The sequence below is a fragment of the Nocardioides sp. genome (assembly GCF_025965415.1).
Taxonomy (GTDB): Bacteria; Actinomycetota; Actinomycetes; order Propionibacteriales; family Nocardioidaceae; genus Nocardioides.
In genome coordinates, this window is sequence record NZ_JAOPWY010000119.1 from 45,148 (window position 1) to 58,859 (window position 13,712).

The 13,712-nt window shown below is 71.3% G+C and carries 17 protein-coding genes; 9 read left to right on the forward strand and 8 right to left on the reverse strand.

The window, feature by feature from the left end:
* Positions 1–36: 36 nt before the first annotated feature.
* The gene (locus JWN97_RS12670) at positions 37–1,209 is read right to left on the reverse strand and encodes a nucleotide sugar dehydrogenase (protein WP_297623061.1); all 1,173 of its coding nucleotides are present in this window, start codon (positions 1,207–1,209) and stop codon (positions 37–39) included.
* Between the two features lie 91 nt (positions 1,210–1,300).
* On the reverse strand, positions 1,301–2,026 hold the full coding sequence (locus JWN97_RS12675; RefSeq protein ID WP_297623063.1) for a hypothetical protein: 726 nt from the start codon (positions 2,024–2,026) through the stop codon (positions 1,301–1,303).
* Positions 2,027–2,206: 180 nt separating this feature from the next.
* Between JWN97_RS12675 and JWN97_RS12680 the strand changes: the two genes are divergently transcribed.
* Both JWN97_RS12680 and JWN97_RS12685 read left to right on the forward strand, forming a co-directional pair.
* On the forward strand, positions 2,207–2,635 hold the full coding sequence (locus JWN97_RS12680) for a pyridoxamine 5'-phosphate oxidase family protein (protein ID WP_297623065.1): 429 nt from the start codon (positions 2,207–2,209) through the stop codon (positions 2,633–2,635).
* 29 nt (positions 2,636–2,664) lie between these two features.
* Positions 2,665–2,796 carry a hypothetical protein gene (locus JWN97_RS12685; protein WP_297623067.1) on the forward strand — a complete coding sequence of 44 codons (132 nt, stop codon included), beginning with the start codon at positions 2,665–2,667 and terminating at the stop codon, positions 2,794–2,796.
* Positions 2,797–2,824: 28 nt separating this feature from the next.
* Here JWN97_RS12685 and JWN97_RS12690 read toward each other — a convergent pair whose 3' ends face one another.
* Positions 2,825–3,499 (reverse strand): VOC family protein, encoded by a 675-nt coding sequence (locus JWN97_RS12690; RefSeq protein WP_297623069.1) that lies wholly within the window; start codon positions 3,497–3,499, stop codon positions 2,825–2,827.
* Between the two features lie 151 nt (positions 3,500–3,650).
* Between JWN97_RS12690 and JWN97_RS12695 the strand changes: the two genes are divergently transcribed.
* From JWN97_RS12695 to JWN97_RS12710, 4 genes are all read left to right on the forward strand, one after another.
* Positions 3,651–4,067: a DUF1810 domain-containing protein gene (locus tag JWN97_RS12695; protein ID WP_297623071.1), complete on the forward strand. Its 417-nt coding sequence runs from the start codon at positions 3,651–3,653 to the stop codon at positions 4,065–4,067.
* Between the two features lie 54 nt (positions 4,068–4,121).
* Positions 4,122–4,496, forward strand: a complete 375-nt coding sequence (locus JWN97_RS12700; RefSeq protein ID WP_297623072.1) for a PH domain-containing protein — start codon at positions 4,122–4,124, stop codon at positions 4,494–4,496.
* A gap of 70 nt (positions 4,497–4,566) precedes the next feature.
* Positions 4,567–4,701, forward strand: a complete 135-nt coding sequence (locus tag JWN97_RS12705) for a hypothetical protein (protein ID WP_297623074.1) — start codon at positions 4,567–4,569, stop codon at positions 4,699–4,701.
* Positions 4,702–4,732: 31 nt separating this feature from the next.
* Positions 4,733–5,731: a beta-ketoacyl-ACP synthase III gene (locus tag JWN97_RS12710; RefSeq protein ID WP_297623076.1), complete on the forward strand. Its 999-nt coding sequence runs from the start codon at positions 4,733–4,735 to the stop codon at positions 5,729–5,731.
* A gap of 31 nt (positions 5,732–5,762) precedes the next feature.
* On the opposite strand, the gene JWN97_RS12715 is transcribed toward JWN97_RS12710, so the two are convergent.
* The 3 genes from JWN97_RS12715 to JWN97_RS12725 are packed head-to-tail and all read right to left on the reverse strand — an operon-like array spanning position 5,763 to position 7,942.
* Positions 5,763–6,695 (reverse strand): threonine/serine dehydratase, encoded by a 933-nt coding sequence (locus JWN97_RS12715; RefSeq protein ID WP_297623078.1) that lies wholly within the window; start codon positions 6,693–6,695, stop codon positions 5,763–5,765.
* Between the two features lie 18 nt (positions 6,696–6,713).
* Positions 6,714–7,067, reverse strand: a complete 354-nt coding sequence (locus JWN97_RS12720; RefSeq protein WP_297623080.1) for a hypothetical protein — start codon at positions 7,065–7,067, stop codon at positions 6,714–6,716.
* A complete protein-coding gene (locus tag JWN97_RS12725) occupies positions 7,064–7,942 on the reverse strand; it encodes an alpha/beta fold hydrolase (protein WP_297623082.1) in 879 nt (292 codons plus the stop codon). Before JWN97_RS12725 ends, JWN97_RS12720 begins: the two co-directional genes overlap by 4 nt.
* A gap of 147 nt (positions 7,943–8,089) precedes the next feature.
* Here JWN97_RS12725 and JWN97_RS12730 point away from each other — a divergent pair, with 147 nt between their 5' ends.
* A complete protein-coding gene (locus JWN97_RS12730) occupies positions 8,090–9,034 on the forward strand; it encodes a hypothetical protein (protein ID WP_297623085.1) in 945 nt (314 codons plus the stop codon).
* A 22-nt stretch (positions 9,035–9,056) separates the two neighbouring features.
* Here JWN97_RS12730 and JWN97_RS12735 read toward each other — a convergent pair whose 3' ends face one another.
* The gene (locus JWN97_RS12735) at positions 9,057–11,072 is read right to left on the reverse strand and encodes an NADPH-dependent 2,4-dienoyl-CoA reductase (RefSeq protein ID WP_297623087.1); all 2,016 of its coding nucleotides are present in this window, start codon (positions 11,070–11,072) and stop codon (positions 9,057–9,059) included.
* Positions 11,069–11,620, reverse strand: coding sequence for a PadR family transcriptional regulator (locus tag JWN97_RS12740; protein WP_297623089.1), 552 nt, complete (start codon positions 11,618–11,620; stop codon positions 11,069–11,071). The genes JWN97_RS12735 and JWN97_RS12740 overlap by 4 nt, the downstream gene beginning before the upstream one ends.
* Before the next feature lie 154 nt (positions 11,621–11,774).
* Between JWN97_RS12740 and JWN97_RS12745 the strand changes: the two genes are divergently transcribed.
* The gene (locus JWN97_RS12745; RefSeq protein ID WP_297623091.1) at positions 11,775–12,923 is read left to right on the forward strand and encodes a CaiB/BaiF CoA-transferase family protein; all 1,149 of its coding nucleotides are present in this window, start codon (positions 11,775–11,777) and stop codon (positions 12,921–12,923) included.
* Positions 12,920–13,654 (forward strand): glutamine amidotransferase, encoded by a 735-nt coding sequence (locus tag JWN97_RS12750; protein ID WP_297623093.1) that lies wholly within the window; start codon positions 12,920–12,922, stop codon positions 13,652–13,654. Before JWN97_RS12745 ends, JWN97_RS12750 begins: the two co-directional genes overlap by 4 nt.
* The last annotated feature ends 58 nt before the right edge of the window (positions 13,655–13,712 follow it).

The window sequence follows — 13,712 nt, forward strand, 5'->3', positions numbered from 1 at the left end:
AGGAAGGTGGCTCCACCACCGCTCCACCGACGGAGCTCAGTCGGCGCCGAAGAGGTCGCGCGTGTAGACCTTGTCGGCCACGTCGCGCAGCTCCTCGACCATCCGGTTGGCGACGATGAGGTCGGCGCGCTGCTTGAAGGAGGCGAGGTCGTGGGTGACCTCGGAGCCGAACCAGGAGTCGGCGTCGAGCTCGGGCTCGTAGACGACCACCTCGACGCCCCTGGCCTTGACCCGCTTCATGATCCCCTGCACCGACGACTCCCGGAAGTTGTCGGAGCCGGCCTTCATCAGCAGCCGGTGGATGCCGACGACCTTCGGTCCGCGGTCGAGGATGTCGAAGGCGATGAAGTCCTTGCGGGTCCTGTTGGCGTCGACGATCGCGGAGATCAGCGTCTGCGGGACGTCGGAGTAGTTGGCCAGCAGCTGCTTGGTGTCCTTGGGCAGGCAGTAGCCGCCGTAGCCGAACGACGGGTTGTTGTAGTGCGTGCCGATCCGCGGGTCGAGCCCGACGCCGTCGATGATCTGACGCGTGTCGAGCCCGCGGGAGAGGGCGAAGGAGTCGAGCTCGTTGAAGTAGGCAACCCGCATCGCGAGGTAGGTGTTGGCGAAGAGCTTGATCGCCTCCGCCTCGGTGGGCTGGGTGAGCAGGACCGGTACGTCGTCGGCGTCGGCGCCCTTCACCAGCAGGTCGGCGAAGGCGCGGGCCCGATCGGAGTCCTCGCCCACGACGATCCGGGCCGGGTGGAGGTTGTCGTGCAGCGCCCTGCCCTCGCGGAGGAACTCGGGGGAGAAGATGACGTTGTCGGTGCCCAGGCGGGTGCGTACGTCGTCGATGTAGCCGACCGGCACGGTGGACTTCACGACCATCGTCGCGTCGGGATTGAGCCGCATCACGTCGCGCATCACCGACTCGATGGACCCGGTGTCGAAGTAGTTCGTCACCGCGTCGTAGTTGGTGGGCGTCGCGATGACCACGAAGTCCGCGCCGGTGTGGGCCTCGTCCGCGTCGGTGGTGAAGGTGACGTCGAGGTCCTCCTCGGCCAGGAAGCGGGAGATGTCGTCGTCGTGGATCGGGCTCTCGCCGCGGCGGAGCCGTTCGATCCGGGCGGCGTCGAGGTCGAGGCCGACCACGGTGTTGTGTCGGGCGAGCAGCACCGCCATGGACAGGCCGACGTAGCCGAGGCCGGCGACGGAGATCTTCGTGGTCACCGGGTCAGTCTGCCGCACGCGCGCGGCCGGGAGGTGGTGCGAAGCGGTCGCCGGGGCGACCGCCTCGCCACACGTCGTGGTGGAGCTGCGATCAGCTGCGGTCGCTGGAGTCGCCGGTCACGACCACGTAGAAGCGCTTGCGGGCGCCGTCGGTCGTGAAGCTGCCGTCGCTGTTGCGCGGGCTGATGACCACGTGGTTGGAGTTGCCGGTGCCGGGCGGGGCGCAGTTGACGACGCCCGGCTGGCACACGGCCGCGGAGATCTCGCCGGAGAACTCCGGGTTGGCGTCGGCGCCGGCGGCGCGGCCGTTGGTGATCGTGTCGCCGTTCTGGTCGACGGTGTTCTGCAGCGCGATGACCGCGAGGACGCCGTTGTTGGCGAGGTTCTCGCCGGCGTTGATGTAGACGTTGCCGTTGGCGCGCAGGCCCGCGGTGTCGGTGCCCATCGGGGCGAGCGTCGGGTAGGCGGCGGTGACGGCGAAGCCACCGGACTGGGCGATGATCGCGCCGGTCGCGTCGACCAGGGCCCACCGACCCACGCCGGCGGGGCCGGCGGGGCCGACCGGGATCTGGCCCGCCTTGAAGTCCTTCGACTTCAGCGACCCGTTGCGGATCTTGTTGGACCCCAGGACGTCGTCCTTGATGTCGCGACCCTTGAGGGAGTTGTCCTTGATGTCCATGGAGGTCAGCGAGTTGTTCTTGACGTCGTCGGAGCCGATCAGGCCCGCGGCGTACGACGTGCCGGTCGAGGCCACGAGCAGGGCCATGATCGAGACGGCCATCGAGGGCGACGGGCGGCGGATGGAGGGGAGGCGCATGGCGAGGAACCCTTCGTCGGAGGCACCGCCTGGTCGACGGCTTTCGAGGGATTCGGAGTGACCCGCATCACGGATTGGTGCGATCTCCCCGCTTCTTCTCGGGACCTTCTGCCCTGCCGTCCTCCGGGGAGGTCGCCTAGCGTCGGAGCAGGACACCAGCAGCGCGAAGGAGTGATCGCCATGAGCGACGACGAGGGCGTCACCCGGCTCAGCCAGGACGAGTGCTGGCAGATGCTGCACGAGGAGGAGTTCGGCCGGCTCGCCTTCCGTCTGGTCGACGAGGTCCACATCACCCCGATCAACTACGCGGTCGACCACGACACGCTGCTCTTCCGCACCGCCGGCGGCAACAAGCTGCTGTCGGTGGCGATGGCCTCGGAGGTCGCCTTCGAGATCGACCGCTACGACGACGAGCACGCCCGCAGCGTCGTCGTACGCGGGTCGGCGCGGATCCTGGACGAGGACGAGGAGCACCGTGCGGAGAACGTGCCGCTCCGTCCGTGGGTCGGGACGCCGAAGTACAACGTGGTCGAGATCCGGCCTCGCGTGGTCACCGGGCGCGCGTTCATGCTGTCGCGGCCGTGGCTGCACCTGACGCTGCACGAGTGAGGTTTGGCCCCGACTGTCACGCTGGGGGCATGGGAATGATGAAGAAGGCCGGCGCCCTCGCGATTGCCAAGAAGGTCTACGACGAGGCGCGCAAGCCGCACAACCAGGCAAAGATCAAGAGCGCCGTGGCCAAGGTGCAGGAGCGCCGCAAGCGCCCCTGATGGCGCGGGCCTGACCCATCGCGCGCCCCTAGGCCGGCGCGAAGACGCAGAACTCGTTGCCCTCCGGATCGGCGAGCACGGTCCACCGCGGCTGGTCCCACAGCCTGGTCGCCCCACGGGCGAGCAGCTCGTCGACGTCTCCCTGGACGTCCCAGTGCACCCGGTTGGGCTTGCTGCGAGGCTCGGGCACCGATGCGAAGTCAAGCGTCATCCGCTCGTCGACGGCGACGCCGGTCAGGGTCCAGCAGTCGTGCTGGGACTCGTACGTCGGCTCGGCGCCGAAGAGGTCGCCCCACCACCGGGCCTGCGCCCGGGCGTCGCGGCAGTCGATGCCGATCCCGTGGAGGCGGTAGGACGGGAGCCGCTCGGGCAGGCGCACGAACGCGCAGAAGTCGTTGCCCTCCGGGTCGGCCATCCGGGTCCAGCCCAGGCCGGTCTGCTCCGCGGGGGCGGTCACCGTCGCCCCGAGAGCGACCAGCTCGTCCACCGACGCGCAGTCGACGTCGAGGTGGACGCGGTTCTTCGCGTGACGCGGCCGGTCGACCTCGTTGACCCAGAGCGTGTGCCGGCTCGTCGGCCCCCGCAGCCTCGCCGGCGCCTCGGGGTCGGCGACCTCGAGCCCGCTGACCGACGCCCAGAAGCGCGACATCCGCACGACGTCGACCGCGTCGACGCACAGGTCCTGCCAGGTCACGAGCGCCATGGAAGGAGTCAACCAGAGCCGACCGACACGCTTCCTCATCGCTGACCAACCACGTGCGCGAGGGCGGGCTCGAGGTGATCCGTGGGTGCGCGCGAGGTAGCGCGGGCTCAGGCGCGCCCGCGCCGAGGCGCGGCTGTCGCACACTGGTCCCGTGGACCTCCAACGATTCGTGGCAGCGCAGGACGCGCGCGAGACCTATGACCGCGCCCTGGCCGAGCTGCACGCGGGCCGCAAGCGGAGCCACTGGATGTGGTTCGTCTTCCCGCAGCTCGCCGGCCTCGGCTTCAGCGTCACGACGCGCGCCTTCGCGATCGCCGACCTGGCCGAGGCGCGGGGCTACCTCGAGCACGACGTGCTCGGACCCCGGCTGCGGGAGTGCTGCCGGGCGCTCCTGGCGATCGAGGATCGCTCGGCCGAGCAGGTCCTCGGCGTCATCGACGCGATCAAGCTCAGGTCGTCGATGACGTTGTTCGCCCGTGCCGCGCCGGACGAGGTTGTCTTCGCCGAGGTCCTCGACCGCTACTACGACGGCCTCGAGGACGAGCGGACCGTGCGCCTGCTGGCATGACGTGACAGCTCGCGTTCTGCCTCGCGGGGCTCAGCCCGCGCCTAGGGTGTGCCGGTGATCGACTTCCAGAACGGAACCTTCGTCAAGCTCGGACCCGTGGACCCTCAGAGCCTGGCTCGTGAGCTCGAGCCGCTCCTGATCCAGGGCGAGGAGGTGCTGCTCGCGTTCAAGGGAATGCGCGACTCGGTGGTCTTCACCAGCAAGCGCCTGATCTCCATCAACGTGCAGGGCCTGACGGGAAAGAAGAGGGACTACACATCGCTTCCCCTCAACAAGGTGCAGGCGTGGAGCGTGGAGACGGCGGGCACCTTCGACCTCGACTCCGAGCTGGACCTGTGGTTCAGCGGGCTCGGGCGCGTGCGCCTCGAGTTCAAGGGAAGTGTGGACATCCGGCAGATCAGCCAGCTGGTCGGTCAGCACGTGCTGTGAGCTGCGGGCGGCCCACCACTAGGGGTGGGAAGCCGTTGCGGTCACCGACCCATCGGCGTACGACTGGGTGATGACCACGACACCCTTCGAGCCCGACGCCGACCCCGAGATCGTCCCGTCCGGCGACCCCGACCTGAACCCGATCGATCCCGGCCAGGTGCCGGACTCGCCGATCCCGGAGACCCAGCCCGACGGCGCACCGTAGGCCCGCTGGCAGGGCTGCCTATGCTCGCCCCATGACGATCCAGCAGCCGACCGACCTCACCCACGCAGCGATGCTCGGCCTCGGGGTCTACCGGCCCGAGCGGGTCGTCACCAACGACGAGATCTGCGAGGTCCTCGACTCCAGCGACGAGTGGATCCAGACCCGGTCGGGGATCAGGACACGTCGCTTCGCAGGCGACGACGAGACGCTCATCGGCATGTCGATCAGCGCCGCCGAGCGCGCGCTGGCCGCCGCCGGCGTGGAGGCGGACCAGGTCGGCTGCGTCATCGTCGCGACCTCGACCCACCCCGAGCACACTCCCGCCTCCGCGCCGCAGGTCGCGAGCGCCCTGGGCATCACGGCGGCGGCCTTCGACATCTCCGCCGGGTGCGCGGGCTTCTGCCACGCACTCAACCTCGCGGCGTCGATGGTCCGCTCGGGGGCGGAGACGCACGTCCTGGTGGTCGGTGTCGAGCAGCTGAGTCGCTTCATGGACCCCACCGACCGCGGCACCGCCTTCATCTTCGCCGACGGCGCGGGGGCCGTCGTGGTGGGTCCCTCCGACGCGACCGGCATCGGCCCGACGGCGTGGGGCTCGGACGGTTCGCAGGCCCACGTGATCACCCAGACGCCCAGCTGCCTCGGGGGTCACTCCGCGACCGACCACCCGGTGGTGCAGATGGAGGGCACGGCGGTCTTCCGCTGGGCGCCGTTCGCGATGGCCGAGGTCGCCCACGAGGCGCTGCGCCTCGCGGGAGTCGGGGTCGAGGAGCTCGACGCCTTCATCCCCCACCAGGCCAACCTGCGCATCACCCAGACCCTGGCCCGCAACATCAAGCTGCCAGAGTCCGTCGCCGTCGCGACCGACGTCATCGACTCCGGCAACACCTCCGCGGCGTCCGTCCCGCTCGCCATCGAGGCGATGCTGCGCAAGGGCGAGGCGAAGCCGGGCGACACCGCACTGCTCATCGCGTTCGGCGCCGGACTCAGCTACGCCGGGCAGGTCGTGGCGCTGCCGCCGCTGGCGTGAGCCCGCGGCCGGTCCGCAGAGCTGCGGCGTCCTACAGGGTCGTCGGGTCGGTGTTCCCACCACACAGCACGACGACGAACCGCTCGTCGGGGGAAGGCACGTAGGCCCCGCTGGCGACGGCGGCCAGTGCGGCGGCCGCGCCGTGCTCGACGACGATGCGGTAGCGATCCCACAGGAGCCCGCGGGCCGCGATGATGGCGTCGTCGCCGACGAGCACCGACCGCACTCGCGTCCGCACGGCGACCTCGTGCGCGATGTCCCCGAGACGCCGTGCGCCCAGCGAGTCGGCTGCGATGCCCGAGACGCGTACGTCGGTCGGCGCACCTGCTGCGAGCGCGGTGTGCAGCGTGGGGATGGTCACCGGCTCGACCCCGACCACCTGGGCACGCCCCTCGGTCGCCGCTGCGACCCCGGCCATGAGGCCGCCTCCACCGACGGCCAGGACGATGGTGTCGACGGCGCCGCCGAGGTCCTCGAGGACCTCCAGGCCGAGCGTGCCCGCGCCTGCCGCGATCGGCGGCTGGTCGTAGGCGTGGCAGTAGACGGCGCCCGTCCTCTGCGCATGGGTGATCGCGGCGTCGTGCGCAGCGGCGTACTCGCTCCCGCGCAGCACGACCTCCGCGCCGTAGGTGCGCAGCCTGTCGACCTTCACCCTCGGCGCGGTCTCGGGGACGAAGACGGTGGCGGGCACGCCGAGCTCCCGCGCCGCGAAGGCGTTGGCCAGACCGGCATTGCCGCCCGACGCGACCACGATCCCGACGCTCGGGTCCAGGCTGCCGTCCTCGGTGGCGCCGAGGATGCGGTTGAAGGCGCCCCGCGCCTTGAACGTGCCGGTGTGCTGGAGCTGCTCGAGCTTGAACCAGCCGGTCCCGCCGAACGCGTCACCGACGGCCAGGAGCGGCGTACGACGGATGCGCCCGGCCATGCGGTCGCGGGCAGCCTCGACGTCAGTGAGCGTGAGCATGCGGGGATTGTCCCCTCGTCACGCTCCGAGGCCGGCCCCGGTCTGCTGGACGGCATCGAGCAGTGCCCGGCCGAGGGCCTCGGCCTCGTCGACCGTCAACGACACGGTCTCCCCGAGCTCGCCGCGATACATCTCCACGCTGGTGCGCAGCGCGCCGGGATGACGCAGGAGGTAGAGGCGCACGGTCTCGCGCGTCCAGGTCTCCTCGTCGACCTGCACGAGCGGCCGGTGCGTCAGCTCGATCTCGACGGTGTCGCCGCGGCAGACCTGGTCCTCCGGGAAGGGGACGTCGGCGTGGCCGTTGCCGTCGAGGCACCAGGGTGCGCAGGTGACGGCGGGGAGAGTCGCCGGAGCCGGACTGGTCGTGGTCATGCGGGTGCCTCCGGGGGAGTGGCGTCGTGTCCTGTCATGGGATTGAACTGCTGAGGCGCTCCCGTGTCACGGCGCGCCCACCCCTGCGGAGGGTCCGCGAGGTGGTGGTGTGGCAGGCGGGCAGCCACGATCGCCCAGACGTCGGGGTCGAACCCCATGCCGAGGTGCGTCGAGGAGATCTCGATGTGCTCCGCGTCGGGGGTCGAGTGGTCGATGCACGCCTGCCACGACACGATGCCGTCGCGCCGCGAGAACAGGACCGTGAGGGGCACCGCGATGGGGTCCGTCTCGTCGCGGCGCCGGGCGACCCGGTGGCCGCCGGCACCGGGCCCGCGGTCGTAGGCGCGCGCGATGGTCGTGTACGACGGTCCGCCGACCGGCGTGCCGTAGGTGATCACCCTGCGCACAGCCTCCGGGTGGAGGCGCGCGACCTCGCGGGCGATCACGCCACCGAGGCTCCAGCCGACCAGCGAGGCGGGTGACCCCTTCTGCTCGACCAGCTCGAGCACGCGAGCCGCCAGGCGCTCGACGTCGCGCCGGGGGTTGCCGGTGTTCGTGCCGAAGCCCCAGCCGCGGGCGTCGTACCCCTGGCGTCGGAGGTAGGTGCGCAGCGGCAGGCCGGAGAGCTCGGGTGCCTTCCAGCCGGGGATGTCCACCACGAGGTGGCCGTCGCCGCGCGGCGCCGACGCCAGGCGGGGCAGGGCTCCGACCAGGCGGGCGGCATCCAGCGCGGCGCCGAGCTCGCCCAGCGCCGTACGCATCGGGGGCGGGCCGCTGGGTCGCTCGAAGGTCACGGTGTCCGAGCTCGCCCGTGCCCGCGAGCGCACGCCGAGGGTGGCCAGGAAGGTCGCGGCGGGGGTGAGGGGGCTGGCCATGTCGGTGACTGTACGTCCGGGGGTGGCTCGATCGACGAGGCCCACATGGCAGTGGGACCGGTTGGGGCGTTTGCGATCATCTGTCGGGGGCAGCAGGGGCTGTAGCCCGCCGGAGCGGACGGTCCGCACGACTCTCGGAGGAATCCTGTGACCACTGGCCCTGATCGTCCGGCGCTGCGGCGCAGGCTCGAGGTCGGTCGACTCCTGATCGGCTCCGTCCTCGAGCTCGGGATCAAGGCGTACGGCGCGGGCGCGGCCGCGGCCGTCGCTCTGAGCGATGCGGAGACGGTGGGCGGCAAGGGCCAGGACGCTCTCGCCGCGGTGCCCAGCCTGATGGAGCGCTATCGCGCTGCGAAGTACGTCGCCGACCACCGCCAGGAGATCCAGTCCGCCCTCGACTACGTCAACGCGCACACACTCCCCCAGGCGGAGCTCGAGGAGACGCTCGACCGGAGCTCGGTGACCCTCCGCGGCATCGAGACGACCTACGACGAGGTCACGGCTGCCAAGGAGGCTGTCAACGAGGCCACCGACATCGACCTCGACCTCAACCCCTTCAACGGCTACGACGGGATCGACGGGTTCGACCTCGGCAAGACGCAGGAGGCCTTCGGGCATGTCCGCTCGGCGTGGGAGGCGAAGCCCGACCTCCAGTCCATCAGCGACCTCGCCGACGCTGCCGAGCAGGTGAGTCCCTACGTCGACCAGGTCGAGGTGCTGATCCCGGTCTACTACGGCAACGTCCTCAACGTGGCGGACAACTTCGCCAGCGACGAGATCGCGGCGACCCTCGGCGTCATGGCCCTGGCGCTCGGGGTCGCCTTCGTCCTCGGCACGGCGGTGGGGTTCTGGGTCCGCAGGGGTCGACCCGGGTTGATCGCCCGCACGCTGCAGCGGTGGGGAGCGCGCACGTTCCGAGGCTGGTACGTCCGCAACCTGCCCCGCGCCCTGAGTCCAGCGCTCTACGCCGCAGCGCAGGAGCGCATCCAGCGCGACATTGTCGCGGACCCTCGTGACGCGCTCGACGCGGAGGCCTTCCGGGAGCTCGAGCTGTGGTTCGAGGACAGGATCAAGGAGCGCTCCGCACCATGAGCGTCACCGAGGTCCGCCGGTCTCACAACGCCGCGACGACCTCGGTCCCCTGCTTGATCGCCCGCTTCGCGTCGAGCTCGGCGGCGACGTCGGCGCCGCCGATGAGGTGGGCCGAGCCGTGGCCGAGCGCGTCGTACAGCTCCCGCACCGAGTCCTGGCCGGCGCACACCACGACGGTGTCGCACTCGATCACGCGCGGAGATCCGTCGACGGTGATGTGGAGGCCCTCGTCGTCGATGCGCTCGTAGGTCGCTCCGCTGACCTGGGTCACCTTCGACTGCTTGAGCACCGCACGGTGCGCCCAGCCCGAGGTCTTCCCGAGGCTGATGCCGATCGGCGTGGTCTTGCGCTGGACCAGCGTCACCTCGCGTGCCGGCGTGCGCGGCTTGGCCTCGGTCAGGCCACCGGCGGTCAGCGCGGGGTCGCCGACGCCCCAGTGCGCCATCCAGTCGTCGAGGTCCTCCTCCTCGTGGGTGAGGAAGACGCTGACATCGACGCCGATGCCGCCCGCGCCGATCACGGCGACCCGCTCGCCCGGCACGACCGCGCCGCTCAGCACGTCGGCGTACGACGCCACGCTCGCGTGGTCGATGCCGGGGATCGGGGGCATCCGTGGCTCGACGCCGGTCGCGACGATCACCTGGTCGAAGCCGGCGAGGTCGTCGGGGGAGGCCGCCGTGCCGAGGCGTACGTCGACGCCGAGCACCTCGAGGCGACGGGTGAAGTAGCGCAGCGTGTCGGCGAAGTCCTCCTTGCCGGGCACCGCCATGGCCAGGCGGAACTGTCCGCCCAGCACCGGCGACCTCTCGAAGAGCGTCACGTCGAAGCCGCGCTCGGCGGCGCTGGTGGCCGCGGCCAGCCCCGCCGGGCCGGCGCCCACGACGGCCACGGTCTGCTTGCGCAGGGTCGGCATCAGCACGAGCTCGGTCTCGTGGCAGGCGCGCGGGTTGACCAGGCAGGAGGCGCGGTCGTTGGAGAACACGTGGTCGAGGCAGGCCTGGTTGCAGGCGATGCAGGTGTTGATCTCGTCGGCGCGCTCGTCCATCGCCTTGGCGACGAAGGCCGGGTCGGCCAGCAGCGGACGCGCCATCGAGACCAGGTCGGCCTCGCCCGCGGCGAGGATCTCCTCGGCGAGCTCGGGGGTGTTGATCCGGTTGGAGGCACACACCGGCACGTCGACGACCTGCTTGAGCCGAGCCGTGTAGGAGCGCCAGGCGCCGCGTGGCACCTGCGTGATGATCGTCGGCACCCGGGCCTCGTGCCAGCCGATGCCGGTGTTGAAGACGGTGACGCCGGCGGCCTGCAGGTGCAGCGCCAGCTCGGCGGTCTCCTCCCAGGTCTGGCCGCCCTCGACGAGGTCGAGCAGCGAGATCCGGTAGACGATCGGGAAGTCGTCGCCGACCAGCTCGCGCGAGCGGCGTACGACCTCGACGGGGAAGTGCATGCGGCGCGCGGCCGAGCCGCCCCACTCGTCGTCGCGGTCGTTGGTGCGCGGGGCCAGGAACTGGTTGATGAGGTAGCCCTCGGAGCCCATGATCTCGACCGCGTCGTAGCCCGCCTTCCGGGCCAGCGCGACGCTCTTGGCGAAGGCGGTCGCGGTGTGGTCGACGTCCTTGCTCGACATCGCGCTCGGCTTGAAGGGCGTGATCGGCGACTTCTTGTCCGAGGCGCTCTGTGAGAGCGGGTGGTAGCCGTAGCGACCGGCGTGCAGCACCTGCAGCGCGATGGCGCCGCCGGCCTCGTGCACGGTGCTCGTGATCCGCTGGTGACGCATCGCGTGCAGGCGGTTGGTCATCTCGGACGCGAACGGCTTGAGCCAGCCCCGCTTGGTCGGGGCGTAGCCGCCGGTGATGATCAGGCCGACGCCGCCACGCGCCCGCTCCTCGAAGAAGGCCGCGAGCTTGTCGATGTCCCACGGGTGGTCCTCGAGCCCGGTGTGCATCGAGCCCATCACGACGCGGTTGCGCAGGGTCAGCGCGTCGGGCCCGGCACCGAGCGTGATCGGTTCGAGGAGGTGGGGGTAGGTGGGGTGGCTCATGCGGATGCCTCCGTGCGCTCGTCGTGTGCCTGCAGGTAGTCGGTGATCCAGTCGATCCAGAACCGCTCCATCCGGAGGCCCCCGCGCAGGACCAGCCACTGGTCGAGCCGGGCCTCGTCGAGGGCGGTGGGGTCGGGGAACTGCTCGCGCTCGAACTTCTCGTAGTGCGCCAGCCGCGTCGCGTGGTCGGCGCGGAGGTCGAGGAGGTTGCGCGTCAGCCGGTCACGGTCGCCGTACGACGCCCCGCGGAGCTTGAGCGCGACCTCGCTGCGGAAGACCTCCATCGGCATCGGCGTCGCGAGCCACTCGGCCAGCACGCGGCGGCCCTCACCGGACGGCGTGTGGACCCGCTTGTCGGGGCGACCCTCCTGCTCGACCACCTCGACCGTGACCCAGCCGTCGGCCTCCATGCGGGCCAGGACGCGGTAGATCTGCTGGTGGGTGGCGTGCCAGAAGAAGCCGAGGGACTTCTCGAAGCGGTGGGTCAGCTCGAGCCCGGACGCGGGTCGCTCGCTGAGAGCGACGAGGAGGGCGTGCTCGAGGGCCATGACGAGGAGTGTGGTCCACCTATGCAACGAGTTGCAAGCAATCGCGTAGAGGCGAAGATCACTCGTGGGATCCACGAGCGGACGTCGAGCTGCCGCTCGTCCACAGATCGCCAACTCTCGCCACCCTGACAGCGCCGGTGTCACAATCCACCCCATGACGTACGAGCTGGGCCAGTGCACCGGACCGCTGCGAGGCGTCAAGGTGGTCGAGATCGCCGGCATCGGTCCCGGGCCGCACGCCTGCATGATCCTGGCCGACCTCGGCGCCGACGTGATCCGCATCGACCGGCCCGGCGGCGGGATGTTCGCCAGCGGGCGCAGCGACCTGCTCAACCGGGGCCGGCCGAGCGTCGCGCTCGACCTCAAGCACCCCGCGGCCGTGGAGACCGTCCTCACGCTGGTCGACGGCGCCGACGTCCTCGTGGAGGGGATGCGCCCGGGCGCGATCGAGCGCCTCGGTCTCGGGCCCGACGTGTGCCACGCCCGCAACCCGCGCCTCGTCTTCGGACGGATGACCGGCTGGGGACAGGACGGTCCGTGGAGCCAGGCGGCCGGGCACGACATGAACTACATCGCCATCACCGGTGCGCTGCACGCGATGGGGCAGGACCGCGCGCGCCCGCACTTCCCGAGCAACCTCGTCGGCGACTTCGGCGGCGGGTCGACGTACCTCGTCATCGGGATCCTCGCCGCACTCCTCGAGGCCAGGCTGAGCGGGGAGGGCCAGGTGGTCGACGCCGCGATCGTCGACGGCACGGCCCACCTCAACGCGATGGCCTCGACCTTCGCCGCGATGGGTCTCGACACCGGGACCCGGCGCTCGGGGCTGCTCGACGGCGGCACGCCCTACTACGACCTCTACGAGACCGCCGACGGCCGGCACATGAGCGTCGGCGCGCTCGAGCCGCAGTTCTGGGCCGACCTCGTCGCCCGCATCGGCGTCGACCTTCCCGACCGCGACGACCCGGCCGGCTTCCCCGCCCTCCGCAGCGCCCTGACCGCGCGCTTCAAGGAGAAGACGCAGGCCGAGTGGGCCGAGGTCTTCGACGGCACGGACGCGTGCGTCGCGCCCGTCGTACCCCTCTCCGAGGCGCCGCAGCACCCGCACCTGGCCGCGCGCGGCACCTTCGTCGAGCGCGACGGCGTCACCCAGCCGGCCCCGGCGCCGCGCTTCTCCCGCACCCCGAGCACCCTCGGCGCGGGCCCGGACCTGCCCGGCGAGCACACCCGCGAGGCCCTGGCGGCGTGGGGGATCGACGACGTCGACGCCCTGATCGCCGGCGGGGCGGCGACGCAGGCGTGAGGCCCTTCCTCTTCCTCGGCACCCGCGCGGAGGACGACGTCGCCCAGCAGGAGTACGACGCCGTGCTGGCCGGCTGCGGCCTGCGAGCCGACGAGCTGGTGCGGGTCCGCCTCGAGCAGGGGCCGCTCGGGGAGGTCGACCTGGCCGACTGGTCGGGCATCGTCCTGGGCGGCGGCCCGTTCAACGTCTCCGACCCCGAGGACGCGAAGTCCGCGGCCCAGCGCGGCGCCGAGGCCGACCTGCGCGCCCTGGCCGACCGGGTGGTCGCGGCGGACTTCCCGTTCCTCGGTGCCTGCTACGGCATCGGCGTGCTCGGCGGCCGGAGCGGCGGGCTCGTGGACCGGACCTTCGGCGAGCCGATCGGCGCCCTGCCGGTGCGGCTGACGGAAGCCGGCCGCGAGGACCCGCTCTTCGGAGTGATGCCCACCGAGTTCCTCGCCTACCTGGGCCACAAGGAGGGCGTCGCGCGGCTGCCCGCCGGCGCCACGCTGCTCGCCTCGACAGACACCTGTCCGGTCCACGCCTTCCGCCTCGGCCGCCACGTCTACGCCACCCAGTTCCACCCCGAGCTCGACCCGGTCGCGATCTGCGACCGCATCGACGCCTACAGCTCGCACGGCTACTACGCCCCGCACGAGCAGGAGGCGCTCAAGTCCGCCGCCCGGGAGGCGCTGGTCACCGAGCCGGTGCGGCTGCTGGCCGGGTTCGTCGAGCGGTACGCCCGGGGCTGAGGTGTAACTCACTGTTACAAGCTGGTCCGTCCCGCCTAGGCTGAGGACGTGAGCGACC

Excerpts from the sequence above, each read along its gene's own strand:
- JWN97_RS12710 (WP_297623076.1), top strand. The coding sequence starts at position 4,733 with ATGACGATCCAGCAGCCGACCGACCTCACCCACGCAGCGATGCTCGGC.
- JWN97_RS12740 (WP_297623089.1), bottom strand. The coding sequence starts at position 11,620 with ATGGCCCTCGAGCACGCCCTCCTCGTCGCTCTCAGCGAGCGACCCGCG.
- JWN97_RS12735 (WP_297623087.1), bottom strand. The coding sequence starts at position 11,072 with ATGAGCCACCCCACCTACCCCCACCTCCTCGAACCGATCACGCTCGGT.
- JWN97_RS12715 (WP_297623078.1), bottom strand. The coding sequence starts at position 6,695 with ATGCTCACGCTCACTGACGTCGAGGCTGCCCGCGACCGCATGGCCGGG.
- JWN97_RS12690 (WP_297623069.1), bottom strand. The coding sequence starts at position 3,499 with ATGGCGCTCGTGACCTGGCAGGACCTGTGCGTCGACGCGGTCGACGTC.
- JWN97_RS12725 (WP_297623082.1), bottom strand. The coding sequence starts at position 7,942 with ATGGCCAGCCCCCTCACCCCCGCCGCGACCTTCCTGGCCACCCTCGGC.
- JWN97_RS12720 (WP_297623080.1), bottom strand. The coding sequence starts at position 7,067 with ATGACCACGACCAGTCCGGCTCCGGCGACTCTCCCCGCCGTCACCTGC.
- JWN97_RS12675 (WP_297623063.1), bottom strand. The coding sequence starts at position 2,026 with ATGCGCCTCCCCTCCATCCGCCGCCCGTCGCCCTCGATGGCCGTCTCG.
- JWN97_RS12705 (WP_297623074.1), top strand. The coding sequence starts at position 4,567 with ATGACCACGACACCCTTCGAGCCCGACGCCGACCCCGAGATCGTCCCG.
- JWN97_RS12685 (WP_297623067.1), top strand. The coding sequence starts at position 2,665 with ATGGGAATGATGAAGAAGGCCGGCGCCCTCGCGATTGCCAAGAAGGTC.
- JWN97_RS12745 (WP_297623091.1), top strand. The coding sequence starts at position 11,775 with ATGACGTACGAGCTGGGCCAGTGCACCGGACCGCTGCGAGGCGTCAAG.
- JWN97_RS12680 (WP_297623065.1), top strand. The coding sequence starts at position 2,207 with ATGAGCGACGACGAGGGCGTCACCCGGCTCAGCCAGGACGAGTGCTGG.